This is a genomic window from Allobosea sp. LjRoot9 (assembly GCF_964252745.1).
Classification (GTDB): Bacteria; Pseudomonadota; Alphaproteobacteria; order Rhizobiales; family Beijerinckiaceae; genus Allobosea.
On sequence record NZ_CAXUPC020000002.1, the window covers coordinates 1,220,147 to 1,235,932 of the forward strand.

Below are 15,786 nucleotides of genomic sequence, written 5' to 3' on the forward strand. Positions count from 1 at the left end.
CTCAATCCTGCCACTCGAAGCGCAGCGGCGCCTCGCGGAAAGCGAAGCGGTCGAGATGGCTTGCAACGACGCCTTTCAGCGCCGCGAGCTGCTCGGGCACGCTGGCCTCGATGCGGCATTCGAGATTGTCGTCATGGGCCTGCAGGTCGAGCGTGGCGTCACCGGGCCAATCCGCGCCGCGTACATCTCGCGGAAAGGTCACCCGTCCCATTTGAGGCGTGAACGTGACCTCAAGATTATGGCTCCAGTGCTTGCAAAGCTGCTGGAGATAGCGGTTGCCATTTTCGGTCGGCACGCGCGCGCTGCTGGAAACGGTCATGGTCTCTCCTGAATGCGATGGGCCGCGGGCGGGATGGGCCGCCCGCCTGGCCTGTTCTCTTCAAAGCCGTTCGATCCGCTGCGCAGCCTCGTCGAGGATCGCGGCGATGTCGTGAACGATGGCCTGGTCGGAATCGCTGCCGCCGAGACGGCCGCGTAGCGCAACCTTGAGGTTCTCCATGGCGCGGCGAATCGGCCCGCCATCGGTGCGCTCGCGCATGGTGGCGATCGCGGCGAGGCGCGCCATTTGAGACGCGACCTTCTCAGCATTGACGGCAAGATCGGCCTTGCCCGTCTCGGTGACGGCGAAGGCCTTGCGCGCGCCTTCCGAGGCGACTTCGCCGATATGTCCGAGGTCCTGCAGCATCGACAGCGCGGGATAGATGACGCCGGGGCTGGGGACATAGCTGCCGCCCGAGGCCTCCTCGATCGCACGGATCAGGTCGTAGCCGTGGCGCGGTTGATCGGCGATCAGCTTGAGCAGCACGAGGCGCAGATCGCCGGAATCGAAGACGCGCCTGCGGCCACCGCCGCGCTCTCCACGCTCCCGGCCCCATTCATGGCCGAAATGATGGGAATCGCGCGAGCGGTGCTGAGCAAATTCGCGGGAATGCGGATGCCCGCGGTGGTTTCGATGTGAGTGACGAGTGAAATCCATCTTGATGTTCTCCATTCTAAGATGCGTCTACGATATATCGCAGAATATCTAAATTACAAGAGGCCCGTTTCATCGCGAACGGTGACAGCTTCCCGTGCAGCAAAACGGAATGGTATGAGGCTCGACGATCGGTTGATTTCGGTTTCAGGCTTTCAGCCCGCACTGAGCGACGATTTTTCCGATAGCAAGCCCAGCGAAAGGCGAGGCCACGCGCCATGGATGACGATGCCGCCCCGTCTTCGCGCGAGCGCCAGCCGCTGGTCTTGATCCCCGGCCTCCTGAACGATGCCGACCTCTGGCGCGATCAGATCGCGGCGCTCGGCGATATCGCCATGTGCCAGGTGGCGGATATCTCCCAGGGCGAGACATTGGAGGCCCTGGCCGAAAGCCTGCTGGCGGCGGCTCCCGCACGCTTCTCGCTGGCCGGGTTTTCGATGGGCGGCTATGTCGCCCAGGAGATCATGCGCCGCGCGCCCGACCGGATCGCGCGGCTTGCGCTGCTCGACACCTCGCTGCGCGCCGACACGCCCGAGCGCCTCGCGACGCGACGCGCCCTCGACAAGACTGCGATCCTGCCGGGCAAGTTCCACGGTTTCGGCGACCGGCTGCTGGGAGCCTATCTCGCTCCCTCGCACCTGAAGGACGAGGTGATCATCGGCCGCATCCGGGCCATGACTGCAAGGCTCGGCGCGGAGACCTTCCTGCGACAGAACGGGATCGAGCGAAAGGACGGCGTCGCCGTGCTGCGCGCGCTGTCATGCCCGCTGCTGATCCTGTGCGGCGAGCATGACAGCTTGACGCCGGTCGCGGACCATCGGGCCATGGCGGCGCTCGCTGCGCATGCGACGCTCGTCATCGTGCCCGATAGCGGCCACATGACGCCGCTGGAAAACCCGAAGGCGGTGACGCAGGCCTTGCGGAGCTGGCTGGAGAAGCCGCTCGTTTAGCACCCATCCTCAAGCGTCCAGGACGAGATCGGTCAATGGCACCGCCTGACAGGTCAGGCACTGGCCATCCTCCAGGTCCGGACAGTCGACGAGATGGCGGACCTGGCCCTGCTTGATCGACACGAGGCAGCTCTCGCATTGCCCGACGCGGCAGCCGCTCGGCACGGTCAGGCCAGCCCCCTCGGCCAGCGCCAGGATGCTGCCGAGCGGCGCATCGGGCGACCAGGTCACCGTCTTGCCCGAGCGGGCGAAGGCGATGCTCCGCGGCTTGAGCCCGTCCAGGGCCGGCGGCTCGGGAGAGCGGAAGCGCTCGGTGAAGATCTCAAAGGCGGGAACGCCGCGTGCCTTCAGCCCGGCGCCAACCTCCGCCATCATCGCGTCGGACGCGCAGATATAGATGCGCGCGCGCCGGCGTAGCAGCTCCGCATCGATATCGGCGGCAGTGAAACGGCCTTGCCGATCGAAACGGTCGCCGCCCACCGGCCGGCTGAGATGCGTGATCAGCTTCAGGTTCGGCAGACGCTGCCGCAGCACCTCCAACCGCTCCCGGAAGGGCTGGCTGTCGCCATCGCGGCAGCCGTAATGCAGCGTGATCTCCGGCTCGTCCGCCCCGCCTTCCAGCGTTTCGAGATAGGACAGGAACGGGGTGATGCCGATGCCGCCGGCGATCAGCACGATCGGGAATTCGTTGCGCAGGGGCAGGACGAAGCCGCCCTTCGGCGCCTGCAGCTCGACCGTATCGCCGGGAGCAAGCTCGCGCCGGATCGCCCCTGAAACCTGCCCGCCCTCGATATGGCGGACCGCGATCCGATAGGCCTCGGGCTCGGCCACCGCCGGTCCGATCAGGGAATAGGACCGTATCGCGCCAGCGAAGCGCAACCCGACATATTGGCCAGGCCGGAAGCCAGACAAAGGACGGGCGTCGACAGGGTGAAGCGTCAGCGCCACGACCTCGCCGGCCTCCTCGCGACGCCCGACGACGACGAAGGACCGCCACCCCGGCCAGGTGACGGCCTCGTGGCGCTCGACATCGCAGGCGAAGGAGCGCAGCGCCAGCGAGCCGCTGAGCGGGTCACGCTCACTTTCGGAAATGATCGCATTGAAGCTCCCGCCGATCGGGCTCGCCGCATCCGGCAGATAGCCGGGCAGGCCGAGATCGGGCGCCGGCTGCCACCAGCCATAGTCGCTGGCGACCACATCCTCGGCGAGCGCGTCGTTCAGCGCCACGCGCAGCCTGATCTGGCCCTTGCGCGTGCGCACCCGCATCCAGTCGCCCTCGCTGAGGCCCTTGCGGCGCGCCAGTTCGGGATGGATCTCGGCTGTCGGCTCCTGGCGCTTGCGGCGGAGCGCCGTGATGCCGCGATGCTGGCTATGGCAGAAATAGCCGCTATTGGCCGAGAACAGCGTGAGCGGAAACGCCTCGCTGCGCTGTTCGGCCGGCGCGACGAAACGTGGGACCGCCGGATAGCCATGGCGATGCAGCAGCTCCGAATAGAGCTCCGCCTTGCCGGTCTGCGTCGCGAAACCGGTCTTGCGATATTTCCGGTGGCTATGCGGCAGCGGGATACGGATGCCCTCGGGCTTGGCGCGCAAGGTCGCGAGATCGAGGCCGAGCGGGGCGAGGAGATGGGCAAAGCCCTTCTCGACATCGCCGTCGAAGAACAATTCGCCCATGCCCAGCCGCTTGGCGAGCTGGAAGACGATCCACATGTCGGAGCGCGCCTCACCCTGACGCGGGATCATCTGCGGGCGCAGCTGCACCAGCTCCTGCGCCTCGGGCGAGATCTCGAAGCCGAGCCTGAGCGCCTCATGCTCCCATGGGCTCGAGACCGGCAGCACGATATCGGCCATCTCGGCGGTGGGATTGAGGAAGAGGTCGCAATGGACCTGGAAGTCGAGCGCCTTCAGCGCCTCGCGCCCACGCTCCGGCGCCGGATGCGAGACCAGGAGATTGGAGCCGAAGGTGAGGAGCGCGCGGATGCGATAGGGCTTCGCCTGGAGGGCCGCGTCGTAGAAATCGCTGGAGGTGATCCAGCCATCGGCAGGCGGGCCGATCGGACGCTCGGTCAGGCCCAGCGTCTTCGCCCTGGTCTGCGGTGGGATCATTGCCATCGCATGCAGTGCCGGCACCGGCAGGGCCGGCATCCGGACATTGCCGCCCGGCGCATCGAAATGGCCGGTCAGGGCGTAGAGCGTCGCGATCGCGCGCTCGGTCTGAGCGGCATTGGTGTGCTGCCCGATGCCGGTCCAGCCGTGATAGCTGATCGAGCCGGCAGCAGCGATCGCGCTCGCCAACTCCTCGACCTGGGCGGCGGGAATGCCGGTAATGCGCTCCACGGTCTCGGGATCGTAGTCAGCCGTCGCGGCGATGTAGTGGTCCAAGCCCGTACGACAAGCGATCGACCCGCCGGGGGCTGCGACCTCGAAGCGCCCTTCCAGCGCCGCTCCGGCGAGCCCGCCTTCTGCCGGAACCGCCTTCGCCTGAGCTGCGTCCCAGACCAGAAAGCCATCGCCTGCCAAACCGAGATCGGCCGGGCGCAGGAAGAGACCATTATCCTCGCGTATGAGGAAGGCGGCGTTGGTCCAGTGCCGCACGAAGTCGGCGTCATAGGCGCGGTTGACGATGAGCCAGCGCGCGAGCCCAAGCGCCAGCACTGCGTCGGTGCCGGGCTGGATGCGCAGCCAGAGATCGGCGTCGCGCGCCGAACCGGCTCGGCGCGGATCGATCACGGCGAGCCGCGCGCCTTTCGTTCGCGCCGCGCCGATCGCCTCGGCCTGGGCGAGCCAGACATTGGCGGGGTTGTGGCCCCAGAGCAGGATGAGGTCGGAGTTGCGATAGTCCGCCGTCGGCAGCCCGCAGCCGAAGGTGAAGGCGTGGGCGTGGTCCTTGTGCCAGTTACAGATCTCGGTCGAGAACACGGTGTTGGGACTGCCGAAGCCGCGCACGAAGCGTTGCAGCCAGTCGATGCTGTCAGAGGTCGAGGAGGAGGAGCCCGAGGTGATGGCGAAGGCGACCGATTCCGGGCCGGTCTCGGCGCGATAGCGGCCAAGCTTCCCGGCGATCTCCGCCAGAGCCTCGTCCCATGAGATCGGAACGAAGCCCGGATCGGCCGCGCCCTTGGGCGCGGTGCGGCGCAATGGCGTCTTCAGGCGGCGAGCGGAATGGGCGATCTCCGGCGCGGCACGGCCCTTGGGGCACATCGCCTTGCCGGTGGGATGGTCGGGGTTGGGCCTGACGGCGACGAGGCGATCATTCTCGACAACATTGATCGTGCCGCAGCGCGAACGGCAGAGCGTGCAGAAGCCGGGTTTCTCAAGCGTCGCCATCGCCATCTCCCCTCGGCCTTCGCGGCTCAGGATGCCGCGCGGGCCATCTCCGGCGTCGGTTCACCCGCAAGCAGGGTCGCCGCCGCTAGATCCTCGATCGCGGCGCCCACGGATTTGAACAGCGTGATCTCGTCCTCGGTGAGGCGGCCGGGCTTCGCGCCACCAGTCAATTCCTGCAGATCGCCGCAGATCGCATCGGCCTGCCAGCGGCCGGACTTGATCGGCTGCAGCAGATCGCCGGCCTCGGCAAGCGCGCCGGCATAGGTGTCGACGAAGACGCGGCTGCGCGCGAGCGCCTCGTCGTCGCTCTCACGCATCTGCGGCGTGAAAGCGCCGACGAGATCGAGATGCGTGCCTGGCTTGAGATCCCGCCCCATGACCAATGGCTCGCGCGAGGTGGTGGCGCAGCTGACGATGTCCGCCTGTGCGAGCGCCGCCGGCAGATCGGTGACGGGGGTGGCATCGAAGCCCTGGCGAGCGAGCGCCCCGGCAAGCGCCAGCGCTCGCTGCGGATGGCGACCCCAGATCAGGACCTTGTCGATCGGCCGCACGGCACGGTGCGCGGCCGGCAGATGCGCCGCGACATGGCCGGTGCCGACCAGGAGCAGCGTGCGGCTGTCGGGGCGCGAAAGATAGCGCGAGGCGAGCGCGGAGGCCGCCGCCGTGCGCCGGTTCGTCAGTGCTTCGCCATCGACCAAAGCACGGGGCTGGCCGGTCTCTCCGTCGAACAGCACGTAGATCGAGGAGATCGCGCCCAGACCGCGCGAGGCGTTCTGAGGGAACGCCGTCACGAGCTTGACGCCCAGCGCCTTGCCGCGCTCCCAGGCCGGCATGGTCAGCAGATGGCTCGGCTGGCCAGCCAGGCCGACCTCATAGCTCTGGCGGACCGGCATCGCCTCACCGCCGCGGCGGAAGGCCTCGCCCAGGGCTTCGATCAGCCGGGGATAATCGAGCGCGGCCTCGACGTCCGAAGCGGAATAGTGGCGCAGCACGGCAGGTGTCCTCATGATCTGGTCATTCAAGCGCGGTGATGCCGGTGCAGATCCAGAGGATCTCGGCATCCTCCTCGCTCAGCGAGACGACGGCGTGCCCCATCTTGCTGTCGAAATAGGTGCTGTCGCCGACATCGAGCACGACCGGCGAGTAGAACTCGGTGAAGACCTGGACGCGGCCCGAGAGCACGCAGAGGAACTCCTCGCCCTCATGGCGCACCCAGCCGGGAAAATCATCGAGGCTGCGCGCCGTCACCCGCGCCTTGAAGGGCAGGATCTGCTTCTGCGAGAGGTCGGTCGCTAAGACCTCGTAGCGATAGGCCCCGGTCAGATGCGGCTTGCCCTCGCCGCGCTTGGTCACGCTGCGCCGCCCAAAAGGCGCGTTCTGGCGGCGCGCATCGAACAGTTCGACGATGTCGAGCCCGGTGCCGCGCGTGATCTTCTGCAGCACGTCATAGGTCGGCGACATCTGGCCGTTCTCGATCTTCGAGAGCGTCGAGCGCGCCACGCCGGTACGCTGGCTGACATCCTCGAGCGTCCAGCCATTGTCGACGCGCATGCGCTTCAACCGCAGGCCGAGATCGACCGGGCTGTCCTCGGCCCTGGCCTCGGCGGCCGAGAACCGGGCCGGCATCACAGTCGCCGCCAGAGTGGCCGCGTCGCTGAGGCCGGACCGGATCGCATTCTTCTTCGTCACAAGCCTATCCTTGCCGAGGCGGTCGCGGGCGGCGGTTGCGCCGCCCGGCGAGAGTTCACTTCTTCACAAGCGCGCATTCGCTCTGGGCGAGAGGCAGGAAGGCCTGCTCGCCAGGAACGGTCGCCAGCACGTCATAATAGTCCCAGGGCGCCTTGGATTCGGAAGGCTTCTTGACCTGGACGAGCAGCATGTCGTGCACCATGCGGCCATCCTCGCGGACCTTGCCGTTCTTGGCGAAGAAATCATTCACCGGCAATTCCCGCATCTTGGCGGAGACAGCTTTCGCCTCGTCGGTGCCGGCGGCCTGGATCGCCTTGAGATAGTGCATGACCGAGGAATAGACGCCTGCCTGCAGCGCCGTCGGCATCGCCTTGCGCGCTTCAAAGAAGCGCTTGGCGAAGGCCCGCGTCTCGTCGTTCTGGTTCCAGTAGAAGCCTTCGATGAAGGAGATGCCCTGCGCGGTCGGCAGGCCGAGCGCATGCACGTCGGAGATGAACATCACCGGGGCGGTGAGGAGCTGCCCGCCGGCGGTGACGCCGAACTCATTGGCCTGCTTGATCGCCGTGGTCATGTCCTTGCCGGCGGTCGCCAGCATGATGACCTTGGCCTTCGAGGCCTGGGCCGGCAGCAGGAAGGCCGAGAGATCGGTCGCGCCGAAGGGATGGCGGATGGTCCCGACGACCTTGCCGCCATTGGCCTTGATCGCTTCGGTTGCGATCTTCTCCAAGGAATGACCGAAGGCGAAGTCCGCCGTGATGATGAAGAAGGTGTCGTTGCCCTTGTCGATCAAGGCCTTCACCGGGCCGACCGCGTTGGAATAATTGTCATAGACCCACTGGACGCCGGTCGGCGAGCACTGCTTGCCGGTGAGATCGGTGGTGCCGGGCGAGGAGAACAGCGCGACGCGGTTGGTCTCGCGGGTCAATTGCTGCACGGCAAGCGCGATCGCGCTGTTGGTGACGTCGGAGATCGCGTCGACCTTCTCATTCTCGATCCAGCGCCGCGCGATGCCGACGCCGACATCGGCCTTGTGGAGATGGTCGGCGCCGATGATCTCGATCGGCTTGCCCAGCACCGTGCCACCGAAATCGGCCGCGGCCATCTGTGCTGCGAGCAGCGAGCCCGGCCCGTTCATGTCGGACCATTGGCCGGACATGTCGGTCAGCACACCGATCTTGACGACATCGTCGCTGATCTGCGCCGAGGCCTGCCCCGCCATGCCGAGCGAGCCGAGGCAGAGCGCGGTCGCAAGCCCGCGCATGAGATTGAAAGCGGTCCGTTGCATCGTCGATCCCCTTGTTGTCCGGTCCTGTTCGGCCGGGTTTTGCTTGAGCCTTCGCTGGACCGGTTTGAGCGGCCCGGTTTCCTTTCGGACATCATGTCTCATTCAGCGGGTGCCGCTGCCGGAGTTTGCCGAGCCGCATCCGCTGGCGGCGACGCCTGGCGCCGGCGATGCCAGAACTCGATCAGCTCACCGACGATGCCGCGCCGGAAGGCGAGCACGCAGAGCACGAAGATCAACCCGTGAATGACGGTGACCCACTGCCCGAGCGCAGCCAGGTAGTTCTGCATGGCGACCACGATGAAGGCGCCGACGACCGGGCCGTAAAGCGTGCCCACGCCGCCGAGGAAGGTCATCAGCAGGATCTCGCCCGACATCGACCAGTGCGCATCGGTCAGGCTCGCGATCTGGCTGACGATCGCCTTGGTCGAACCGGCGAGCCCCGAGAGCGCGGCCGATAATGTGAAGGCGACGAGCTTGTAGCGGCTGGTCTCGAAGCCGAGCGACTGCGCCCGGGGCTCGTGATCGCTGATCGCCTTCAGCACCCGGCCGAAGGGCGAGCCGACGAGCCGCATGATCAGGAAGAAGCCGCCAAGGAAGATCGCCAGCACGAAGGCGTAGAGATTGGCTGGCCTGGAGAGGTCGACGAGCCCGAACAGCAGACCGCGCGGCACGCCTTGCAAGCCATCCTCGCCGCCGGTGAAGGGCGCCTGCAGCGCGACGAAATAGATCATCTGCGCGAAGGCCAGCGTCACCATGGCGAAATAGATGCCGCTGCGGCGGATGGCGAGCCAGCCCGAGGCGAGCCCGAGCAGCGCTGCCGTCGCGGTTCCAGCCAGGATCGCCAGTTCCGGCGTCAGCCCCCAGATCTTGGCGGCATGGCCGCAGACATAGCCGGCCGAGCCAAGGAACATCGCATGGCCGAAGGAGACGAGCTTGCCGTAGCCGGCGATCAGGTTGAAGGCGCAGGCGAAGAGTGCGAAGATCATCGCCTTCATCATGAAGCCGGGATAGATCACCAGCGGCGCTGCGGCGAGGCAGGCGGCGATGGTCAGGAAAACGAGCGTCTGCGTGCGGGCCGAGGGGGCAGGCGCCGAAAGCGAGGCCTGCTGATGGCCCGCAGTGGCTTCCGGCTTCGAGCCGAACAGCCCGGCCGGGCGGATCAGCAGCACAACCGCCATGACGACGAAGACGACCGTGCTCGACAATTCCGGATAGAACGCCTTGGTCAGGCCCTCGATCAGGCCGACGAGGAAGCCGGTCACGATCGAGCCCATGATCGAGCCCATGCCGCCGATCACCACGACCGCGAAGACGACGATCAGGAGATCCGCGCCCATGGTCGGGCTGACCTGGTAGATCGGCGCCGCGAGCACGCCGGCCAGCGCCGCCAAAGCAACGCCGGCGCCATAGGTCAGCATGATCATGCGCGGCACGCGGATGCCGAAGGCCTGGACCAGCATCGGGTTCTCGGTCGCCGCGCGCAGATAGGCGCCGAGCTTGGTGCGCTCGATCACGTACCAGGTGGAGAGACAGACGACGAGCGAGACCAGGATGACCCAGGCCCGGTAATTCGGCAGGAACATGAAGCCGAGATTGCGCCCGCCGGTCAGCTCGGCCGGGATCGCATAGGGCTGGCCCGACGCGCCGAACCAGTTGCTGAAGGCCCCTTGCACCATCAAGGCGAGGCCGAAGGTCAGCAGCATGCCGTAGAGATGATCGAGCTTGTAGAGACGCCGAAGCAGCAGGCGCTCGATCACGACGCCGGTGAGCCCGACCGCCAATGGCGCAAGCAGGAGCGCCCACCAGTAGCCGATGCCGAGAAAGTTCAGCAGCAGCCAGGCCACGAGCGCGCCCATCATGTACTGCGCGCCATGGGCGAAGTTCACGATGTTCATCATCCCGAAGATCACGGCCAGGCCGAGGCTCAGCATGGCGTAGAAAGCGCCGTTGATCAGGCCGAGCAGGAGCTGGCCGTAGAGAACCGCGGACGGGATGCCGAAGATCGTGGTCATGGCGCCTCTTGTTCCTGTCGACAGCCGCTCAAAGGCCGAGATAGCCCTTGAGCGCGCCGAGCCGGTTCTCCAGCTCGCCGCCCGGGATTTCCTCGACGACGCGGCCGAGCTCGACGACGTAGTGCCGGTCGGCGAGCTGCGAGGCGAAGCCGACATTCTGCTCGACCAGCAGGATGGTGAAGCCCAGCCTCTTGAGCTCGACGATGGTGCGGCCGATCTGCTGGATGATGACCGGCGCCAGCCCCTCGGTCGGCTCATCGAGCAGGAGGATGCGCGCGCCGGTGTGCAGGATGCGCCCGAGCGCCAGCATCTGCTGCTCGCCGCCCGAGAGCTTGGTGCCCTGGCTGTCGAGCCGCTCCTCCAGATTGGGGAACAGGGTCAGGATCTGGTCGATCGTCATGCCGCCATTGGCAATCTTGGGCGGCAGCAGCAGGTTCTCGCGCACGCTGAGGCTGGAGAAGATGCCGCGCTCCTCGGGGCAGAAGGCGATACCCTTGCGGGCGATGTCGTAGGGCGCTGCCGCGATGATCTCGCCGCCATCGAGCCTGATCGAGCCCGCCCGCTTGTCGAGCAACCCCATGATCGCCTTGAGCGTCGTCGTCTTGCCGGCGCCGTTGCGGCCGAGCAGCGTCACCACCTCGCCGGCCCGGACGGTGAAGTCCATGCCGTGCAGGACCTGCGATTCCCCGTACCAGCCTTCGAGGCGATTGACGGTAAGGGTCTCAGCCATGCGCCTGCCCCGTATAGGCCGCCATCACATCGGGCCGCGCCGAGACCTCGGCATAGGTCCCTTCCGCCAGGATCTCGCCGCGCACCATCACGGTGATCCTGTCGGCGAGCTCGGCGACCACGTTCATGTTGTGCTCGACGAGCAAAACCGTGCGGCCCTGCCCGGCCTCGCGGATCAATTGCGTCACCCGCCCGATATCCTCGCGCCCGAGCCCGGCCATCGGCTCGTCGAGGAGCAAGACCTTCGGCTCCAGCGCCAGCGTCGTGGCAAGCTCCAGCACGCGCTTGCGGCCATAGGAGAGGTTGCCGGCCATGGTCTGCGCCTGGTCGGCAAGGCCGAAGCGCTCGACGAGCGCGTCCGCCTGTTCCGAGACGCCGCGCCGGCTGGAAATCCGCCCGAGCAGGTTCCAGGCGAGGCCGCTCGCGCGCAGCAAGGCGAGCTCGACATTCTCGCGCACCGTCAGCCCCGCGAACACCGCCGAGATCTGGAAGGAGCGCACCACGCCGCGCTTGGCCATTGCCGGCATGGCCAGGCGCGTGACGTCCTCACCGTCATGCAGGATCGCGCCCGCGGACGGCATGAGATATTTCGTCAGGAGATTGAACAGCGTCGTCTTGCCCGCGCCATTGGGGCCGATGACGGCATGCATGCTGTTCTGCGCAAGCCGGAAATTCACGTCCCGCACGGCGAAGAAGCCGCCGAATTCGCGGCTCAGGCCCTGGGCCTCCAATGCGTTTTCTCCGCGCAAACGCTTCGCGTTTGTCGCGAGGGAACCGGCGTCCACTTCGCTCGAAAACGCTCTAGTGCCGCCCATTCGTCACGCCCGCCTTCGCAAAGCTGAACCAGCCGAGGAAGGCGAAGGTGGAACCAAAATTTCCTATCGTCAACAAATTCCACTATGTCGACCGCCTCGATTTTGGGCTGCGTGACCAAATAAGAGCAGGATGCGAAAAAGTGGGAACCGGTTTTTCGCATTGATCCTGCTCTCACTCCTGGATGAGAGACGGATTCAGATTTCAGATGGAATCACTCTGTGATCCCATCTGAAATCATCCGGCTCTCGCGGCAGCTCATTCCGGCTGGATGCCGGCGGCCTTGACGATATCGGCCCATTTTTTGATCTCGGTTCCGACGAAGGCCCGGAGCTCCTGGGATGTGCTGGTCTCCGGCTCGATGCCGGCGGCGAGCAGCTTCTCCTGCGTGGCCTTGTCATTGATCGCGGCCACGAGCGCCTGGCGCAGCTTGTCGATGACCGGCTGCGGCGTCTTCGCGGGAACGAAGGCCGCGAACCAGGCGGCGAGGTCGTATCCGGCGACGCCCGACTCCGCCATCGTCGGCAGCTCGGGCGCCAGGGCGCTGCGCTTGGCGGTGGAAACGCCGAGGCCATTCACCTTGCCGGCCTTGATCTGGGGCAGCGTCGTCGAGATGTCGGCGAAGACAATGTTGATCTGGCCGCCGAGAAGATCGGTGATCGCCTGCGGATTGCTGCGATAAGGCACATAGGTGAGATCGATGCCACCGAGCGTCTTGAGCATCTCGCCGGCGATCCGCGAGGAGCTCGACCCCGCCCCGAAAGTGAGCTTGCCCGGATTGGCCTTGGCATGGGCGATCAGCTCCTGCACAGTCTTGGCCGGCACCGATGGGTTGGTCGCCAGCGCAAGCGTGATGGTGCCGAGCTTGGTCACGGGCTCGAAGCTCTTCTCGGCGTCATAGGGCACGCTCTTCAGCAGGCTCTGGTTGGCGCCATGCGTCGTGTTCGTCGTGATCAGCACGGTGTGGCCATCCGGCGCGGCGCGCGCCACGTTCTGGGCCGCGAGGATGCCGCTGGCGCCAGCCATGTTCTCGATGACGATCGTGCGGCCCAGCGTCCGCGATGCGTGATCGCCGAGGATGCGCGCCAGCGCGTCGGTCGCGCTGCCGGCCGCGAAAGGCACGATGAATTTGATGTTCTGCGTCGGATAAATATTCTGCGTCGGATAGTCTTGGGCCGCGGCCGGCAGGCCTGCCAGCAAGGCGCCGCCGAACGCCAGGGCGGCAAGGCTCCAGCTCTTCGATGTCATGGTCGTTTCCTCCGAAAGTTAGTGGTCGCCGTCTTGTCGCGGCGTCGCGCGGGAAGGGCTTTCGCCGGGGATATCGAGATCGAGCAGGGCCGAGCTCAGGCCCTTGCCGTGCGTGTCGAGGGTGAGCGAACGGGTCACGCCGCCACTGAGGGCCTGGCGCAGGACGAAGTTGAGTGCGCCGAGGCTGGGAATCTCGTATCGCACCACCTCGCCGGCCACGAGCTCGCCGAAATGCGCCTTGACGCGCTCGGCCGTGACGTGGCGCAGCAGCAGGGCATAGTCGGCGGCCTCATAAGCGATCACCGAGATGCTCGAGGTGTTGCCCTTATCGCCGGTGCGGGAATGAGCGATCTCGCGCAGCTTCATCTCAGCTCTCGACATAATGGATGGCTGTCGTGACGCGCTCGCGCGGGATCAGGGTCGAGAGAATGCCGACCACCTCGCGGGCGAATTTCGTGACGCCGCCCCCGCCCGCCGGACCGTTGGTGTAGAGCGTCTCGACCTCGTTGCCGATGCGCAGGGCCTCAATGAGGCTGTCGGTACGTCCCGCGACGCGAACGCGCACTTCATAGGGTTCATGGCCACCGCCATGGTTCGAGAGCCTCTCGCCATGCAGCGCATTCGCGCCGATCAGGTCGAAGCGCAATTCGCTCGTGCGCACCCCGGTCAGCGCCAGGCGCTCGCGGACGATCTCCAGCGCCAGAGCACCCCGCGCCCGCGCGCCGGGACCCGCATAGGAGATCTGGCCTTCGCCGACGAAGCCTTCGACCGTCCCGAGCGACACTTTCAGCGTCCCGGTCCGGGGATGGCCGGAGGCGCCCTGGATGCGGACGCGATCGAAGCCGATCTCCTCGACGGTGACGTTCGAGAAATCGGCCACGACATCGGGAGTGAGATAGCGTGCCGGATCGTGGATCTCGTAGAGGATCTGCTCCTTGCAGGTGGCGGGCGTAACCTGCCCGCCGGAGCCCGCGACCTTGGTGACGACGACGGAGCCATCCTCCCCGACCTCGGCGATGGGGAAGCCGAGTCGGGCGAGATCGGGCACGGATTTGTAGCCGGGATCGGCGAAGTACCCGCCCGTGACCTGGCCCGCGCATTCCAGGAGATGCCCGATCAGCGTGGCCTGGCCGAGCCGATGCCAATCATCCATCGCCCAGCCGAAGGCATGCACCAGCGGCCCGACGAACAAGGACGGGTCGGCCGCGCGGCCGGTGATGACGATGTCGGCGCCATTCGCCAGCGCCTCGGCAATGGCTTGCGCCCCGGTATAGGCGTTCGCCGAAATCAGGCTGCCGCCGAGATCGGCAACGGAGGCGCCGGTCTCGTCGATGCGATAATCGCCACCAGCCACGGACGACAGGACATCGTCGCCCGTCACGGCCGCGATCTTCACCCCGGTCAGGCCCAGTTCGCGGGCGATCGTCTTGATGCGTTCCGCGCCGGCCACGGGGTTGGCCGCGCCCATATTGGTGACGATGCGCGTACCGGCCTGCCGGCACGGCCGCAGCACCGCCCGGAACCGCTCCGCCAATAGCGGATCGTAGCCCGCCGCCGGATCCTTGAGCTTCGCCTGCTGGGCCAGCGCGATGGTGCGCTCCGCCAGGCATTCGAAGACCAGGTAATCGAGCCCGCCTTTTTCGGCGAGTTCGATCGCCGGTTCGATCCTGTCGCCGGAATAGCCCGCGCCTGCGCCGATCCGAACCTGCTTCACCATCGCCTCCAGAAACCGGCGACATAGGAGCATCGGCCGATTGATCACACAATTGAAATGAATCAATCAGAGTGATAGCTATTCGCTATGAATATCGGCGTTCGGTAGTTGCGCGCATTCGTCGCCGTGGCGCAATTCGGCAGCTTCACGCGGGCGGCCAGTTACCTGAACCTGTCGCAGCCGGCGCTGACGGTTCAGATCCAGAAGCTCGAGGACGGGCTCGGCGTCCGTCTGTTCTACCGCAACACCCGCAGCGTGTCGCTCACCCGGATCGGCCGGGAGCTGGCGCCTCAGCTCGGGCGTATTCTCAGTGACCTCGATACGGTCGTCGGCGATACGCGCCAGCTCGCGCAAGGCCAGCAAGGGGTGGCGCGGCTGGCCGTGCTGCCGTCCTATGCCTCAGGCATCCTTCCGGAGATCATTGCGGCCTTCCGCCCGACAAACCCGCAGGTCAGTTTCGTCATCCGCGACGTGATCGCAAGCCGTGTCGCCGAGCTGACCCGGCAGGAGCAGGTCGACCTCGGCATCATGGGCGGAGCGCTCAGCGGCCCTGACCTCGAAGTGCTGTTCCGAACACAGGATCACATGCATGTGGTTTTTCCCGATGGTCACAAATTAGGCAATCTCGATTCGGTCACCATCGACGACATCGCGCCTCTCCCGCTGGTCCTGATGGACCCCGCGACCAGCGTCAGGGCGATCGTCGATGCCGCCTTCCTGGCTGCCGGCCATCAGCCGATCGTCGGCGCGGAAGCGACCTATATGTCGACCGCGGTCGGGATGGTGCGCGCGGGCCTCGGGGTCGCGATCCTGCCGGGCTCGGCGATGGAGGTGCGCGCCGAGCAGACCTTGCGCTCCCGGCCCCTGAACGCCGCAAATTTCGCGCGCCAGGTCGCGCTCATCAAGCGCAGCGGCCGGACATTACCCCCAGTGAGCGAGAGCTTTGCGCTGATGCTGATGAAGGAATTGCCGGCCGCGCAAGGCGTGGACACGGCCTGAAGCAAGCCAGGCTACGCCGAGAGCCAGAACGCCGTTGCAGCCTCATA

At 66.4% G+C, this 15,786-nt stretch carries 14 protein-coding genes and 1 pseudogene; 2 read left to right on the plus strand and 13 right to left on the minus strand.

Going from position 1 to position 15,786, the window contains the following annotated elements; genetic code table 11:
* Window position 1 precedes the first annotated feature (1 nt).
* Window positions 2-319, minus strand: a complete 318-nt coding sequence (locus ACSQ3P_RS14320) for a DUF2218 domain-containing protein (protein WP_436166174.1) — start codon at window positions 317-319, stop codon at window positions 2-4.
* Window positions 320-379: 60 nt separating this feature from the next.
* Window positions 380-976 carry a PadR family transcriptional regulator gene (locus ACSQ3P_RS14325; RefSeq protein WP_436166175.1) on the minus strand — a complete coding sequence of 199 codons (597 nt, stop codon included), beginning with the start codon at window positions 974-976 and terminating at the stop codon, window positions 380-382.
* A gap of 215 nt (window positions 977-1,191) precedes the next feature.
* On the opposite strand from ACSQ3P_RS14325, the gene ACSQ3P_RS14330 reads away from it, so the two are divergent.
* Window positions 1,192-1,923 (plus strand): alpha/beta fold hydrolase, encoded by a 732-nt coding sequence (locus tag ACSQ3P_RS14330; protein ID WP_436166176.1) that lies wholly within the window; start codon window positions 1,192-1,194, stop codon window positions 1,921-1,923.
* A 9-nt stretch (window positions 1,924-1,932) separates the two neighbouring features.
* Here ACSQ3P_RS14330 and ACSQ3P_RS14335 read toward each other — a convergent pair whose 3' ends face one another.
* The 11 genes and pseudogenes from ACSQ3P_RS14335 to ACSQ3P_RS14385 all read right to left on the minus strand — a co-directional run bounded on the left by ACSQ3P_RS14335 (window position 1,933) and on the right by ACSQ3P_RS14385 (window position 14,740).
* Window positions 1,933-5,250: a molybdopterin-dependent oxidoreductase gene (locus ACSQ3P_RS14335; RefSeq protein ID WP_436166177.1), complete on the minus strand. Its 3,318-nt coding sequence runs from the start codon at window positions 5,248-5,250 to the stop codon at window positions 1,933-1,935.
* A 26-nt stretch (window positions 5,251-5,276) separates the two neighbouring features.
* Window positions 5,277-6,257 carry an ornithine cyclodeaminase family protein gene (locus ACSQ3P_RS14340; protein ID WP_436166178.1) on the minus strand — a complete coding sequence of 327 codons (981 nt, stop codon included), beginning with the start codon at window positions 6,255-6,257 and terminating at the stop codon, window positions 5,277-5,279.
* A gap of 7 nt (window positions 6,258-6,264) precedes the next feature.
* Window positions 6,265-6,939, minus strand: coding sequence for a helix-turn-helix domain-containing protein (locus tag ACSQ3P_RS14345; protein WP_436166179.1), 675 nt, complete (start codon window positions 6,937-6,939; stop codon window positions 6,265-6,267).
* A 55-nt stretch (window positions 6,940-6,994) separates the two neighbouring features.
* Window positions 6,995-8,224, minus strand: coding sequence for an ABC transporter substrate-binding protein (locus tag ACSQ3P_RS14350; protein WP_436166180.1), 1,230 nt, complete (start codon window positions 8,222-8,224; stop codon window positions 6,995-6,997).
* Window positions 8,225-8,322: 98 nt separating this feature from the next.
* Window positions 8,323-9,222 (minus strand): branched-chain amino acid ABC transporter permease, encoded by a 900-nt coding sequence (locus tag ACSQ3P_RS14355; RefSeq protein ID WP_436166268.1) that lies wholly within the window; start codon window positions 9,220-9,222, stop codon window positions 8,323-8,325.
* Between the two features lie 138 nt (window positions 9,223-9,360).
* A pseudogene (locus ACSQ3P_RS14360) lies at window positions 9,361-10,236 on the minus strand (branched-chain amino acid ABC transporter permease); the annotation flags it as partial.
* Between the two features lie 28 nt (window positions 10,237-10,264).
* The gene (locus tag ACSQ3P_RS14365; protein WP_436166181.1) at window positions 10,265-10,966 is read right to left on the minus strand and encodes an ABC transporter ATP-binding protein; all 702 of its coding nucleotides are present in this window, start codon (window positions 10,964-10,966) and stop codon (window positions 10,265-10,267) included.
* The gene (locus ACSQ3P_RS14370; RefSeq protein ID WP_436166182.1) at window positions 10,959-11,696 is read right to left on the minus strand and encodes an ABC transporter ATP-binding protein; all 738 of its coding nucleotides are present in this window, start codon (window positions 11,694-11,696) and stop codon (window positions 10,959-10,961) included. The genes ACSQ3P_RS14365 and ACSQ3P_RS14370 overlap by 8 nt, the downstream gene beginning before the upstream one ends.
* Window positions 11,697-12,036: 340 nt before the next feature.
* Window positions 12,037-13,026, minus strand: coding sequence for a Bug family tripartite tricarboxylate transporter substrate binding protein (locus tag ACSQ3P_RS14375; protein ID WP_436166183.1), 990 nt, complete (start codon window positions 13,024-13,026; stop codon window positions 12,037-12,039).
* 18 nt (window positions 13,027-13,044) lie between these two features.
* Complete coding sequence (locus tag ACSQ3P_RS14380; RefSeq protein WP_436166184.1) at window positions 13,045-13,392, minus strand: AtuA-related protein; 348 nt, start codon at window positions 13,390-13,392, stop codon at window positions 13,045-13,047.
* A 1-nt stretch (window position 13,393) separates the two neighbouring features.
* On the minus strand, window positions 13,394-14,740 hold the full coding sequence (locus ACSQ3P_RS14385) for an acyclic terpene utilization AtuA family protein (protein WP_436166185.1): 1,347 nt from the start codon (window positions 14,738-14,740) through the stop codon (window positions 13,394-13,396).
* 108 nt (window positions 14,741-14,848) lie between these two features.
* Here ACSQ3P_RS14385 and ACSQ3P_RS14390 point away from each other — a divergent pair, with 108 nt between their 5' ends.
* Complete coding sequence (locus tag ACSQ3P_RS14390) at window positions 14,849-15,739, plus strand: LysR family transcriptional regulator (RefSeq protein WP_436166186.1); 891 nt, start codon at window positions 14,849-14,851, stop codon at window positions 15,737-15,739.
* The last annotated feature ends 47 nt before the right edge of the window (window positions 15,740-15,786 follow it).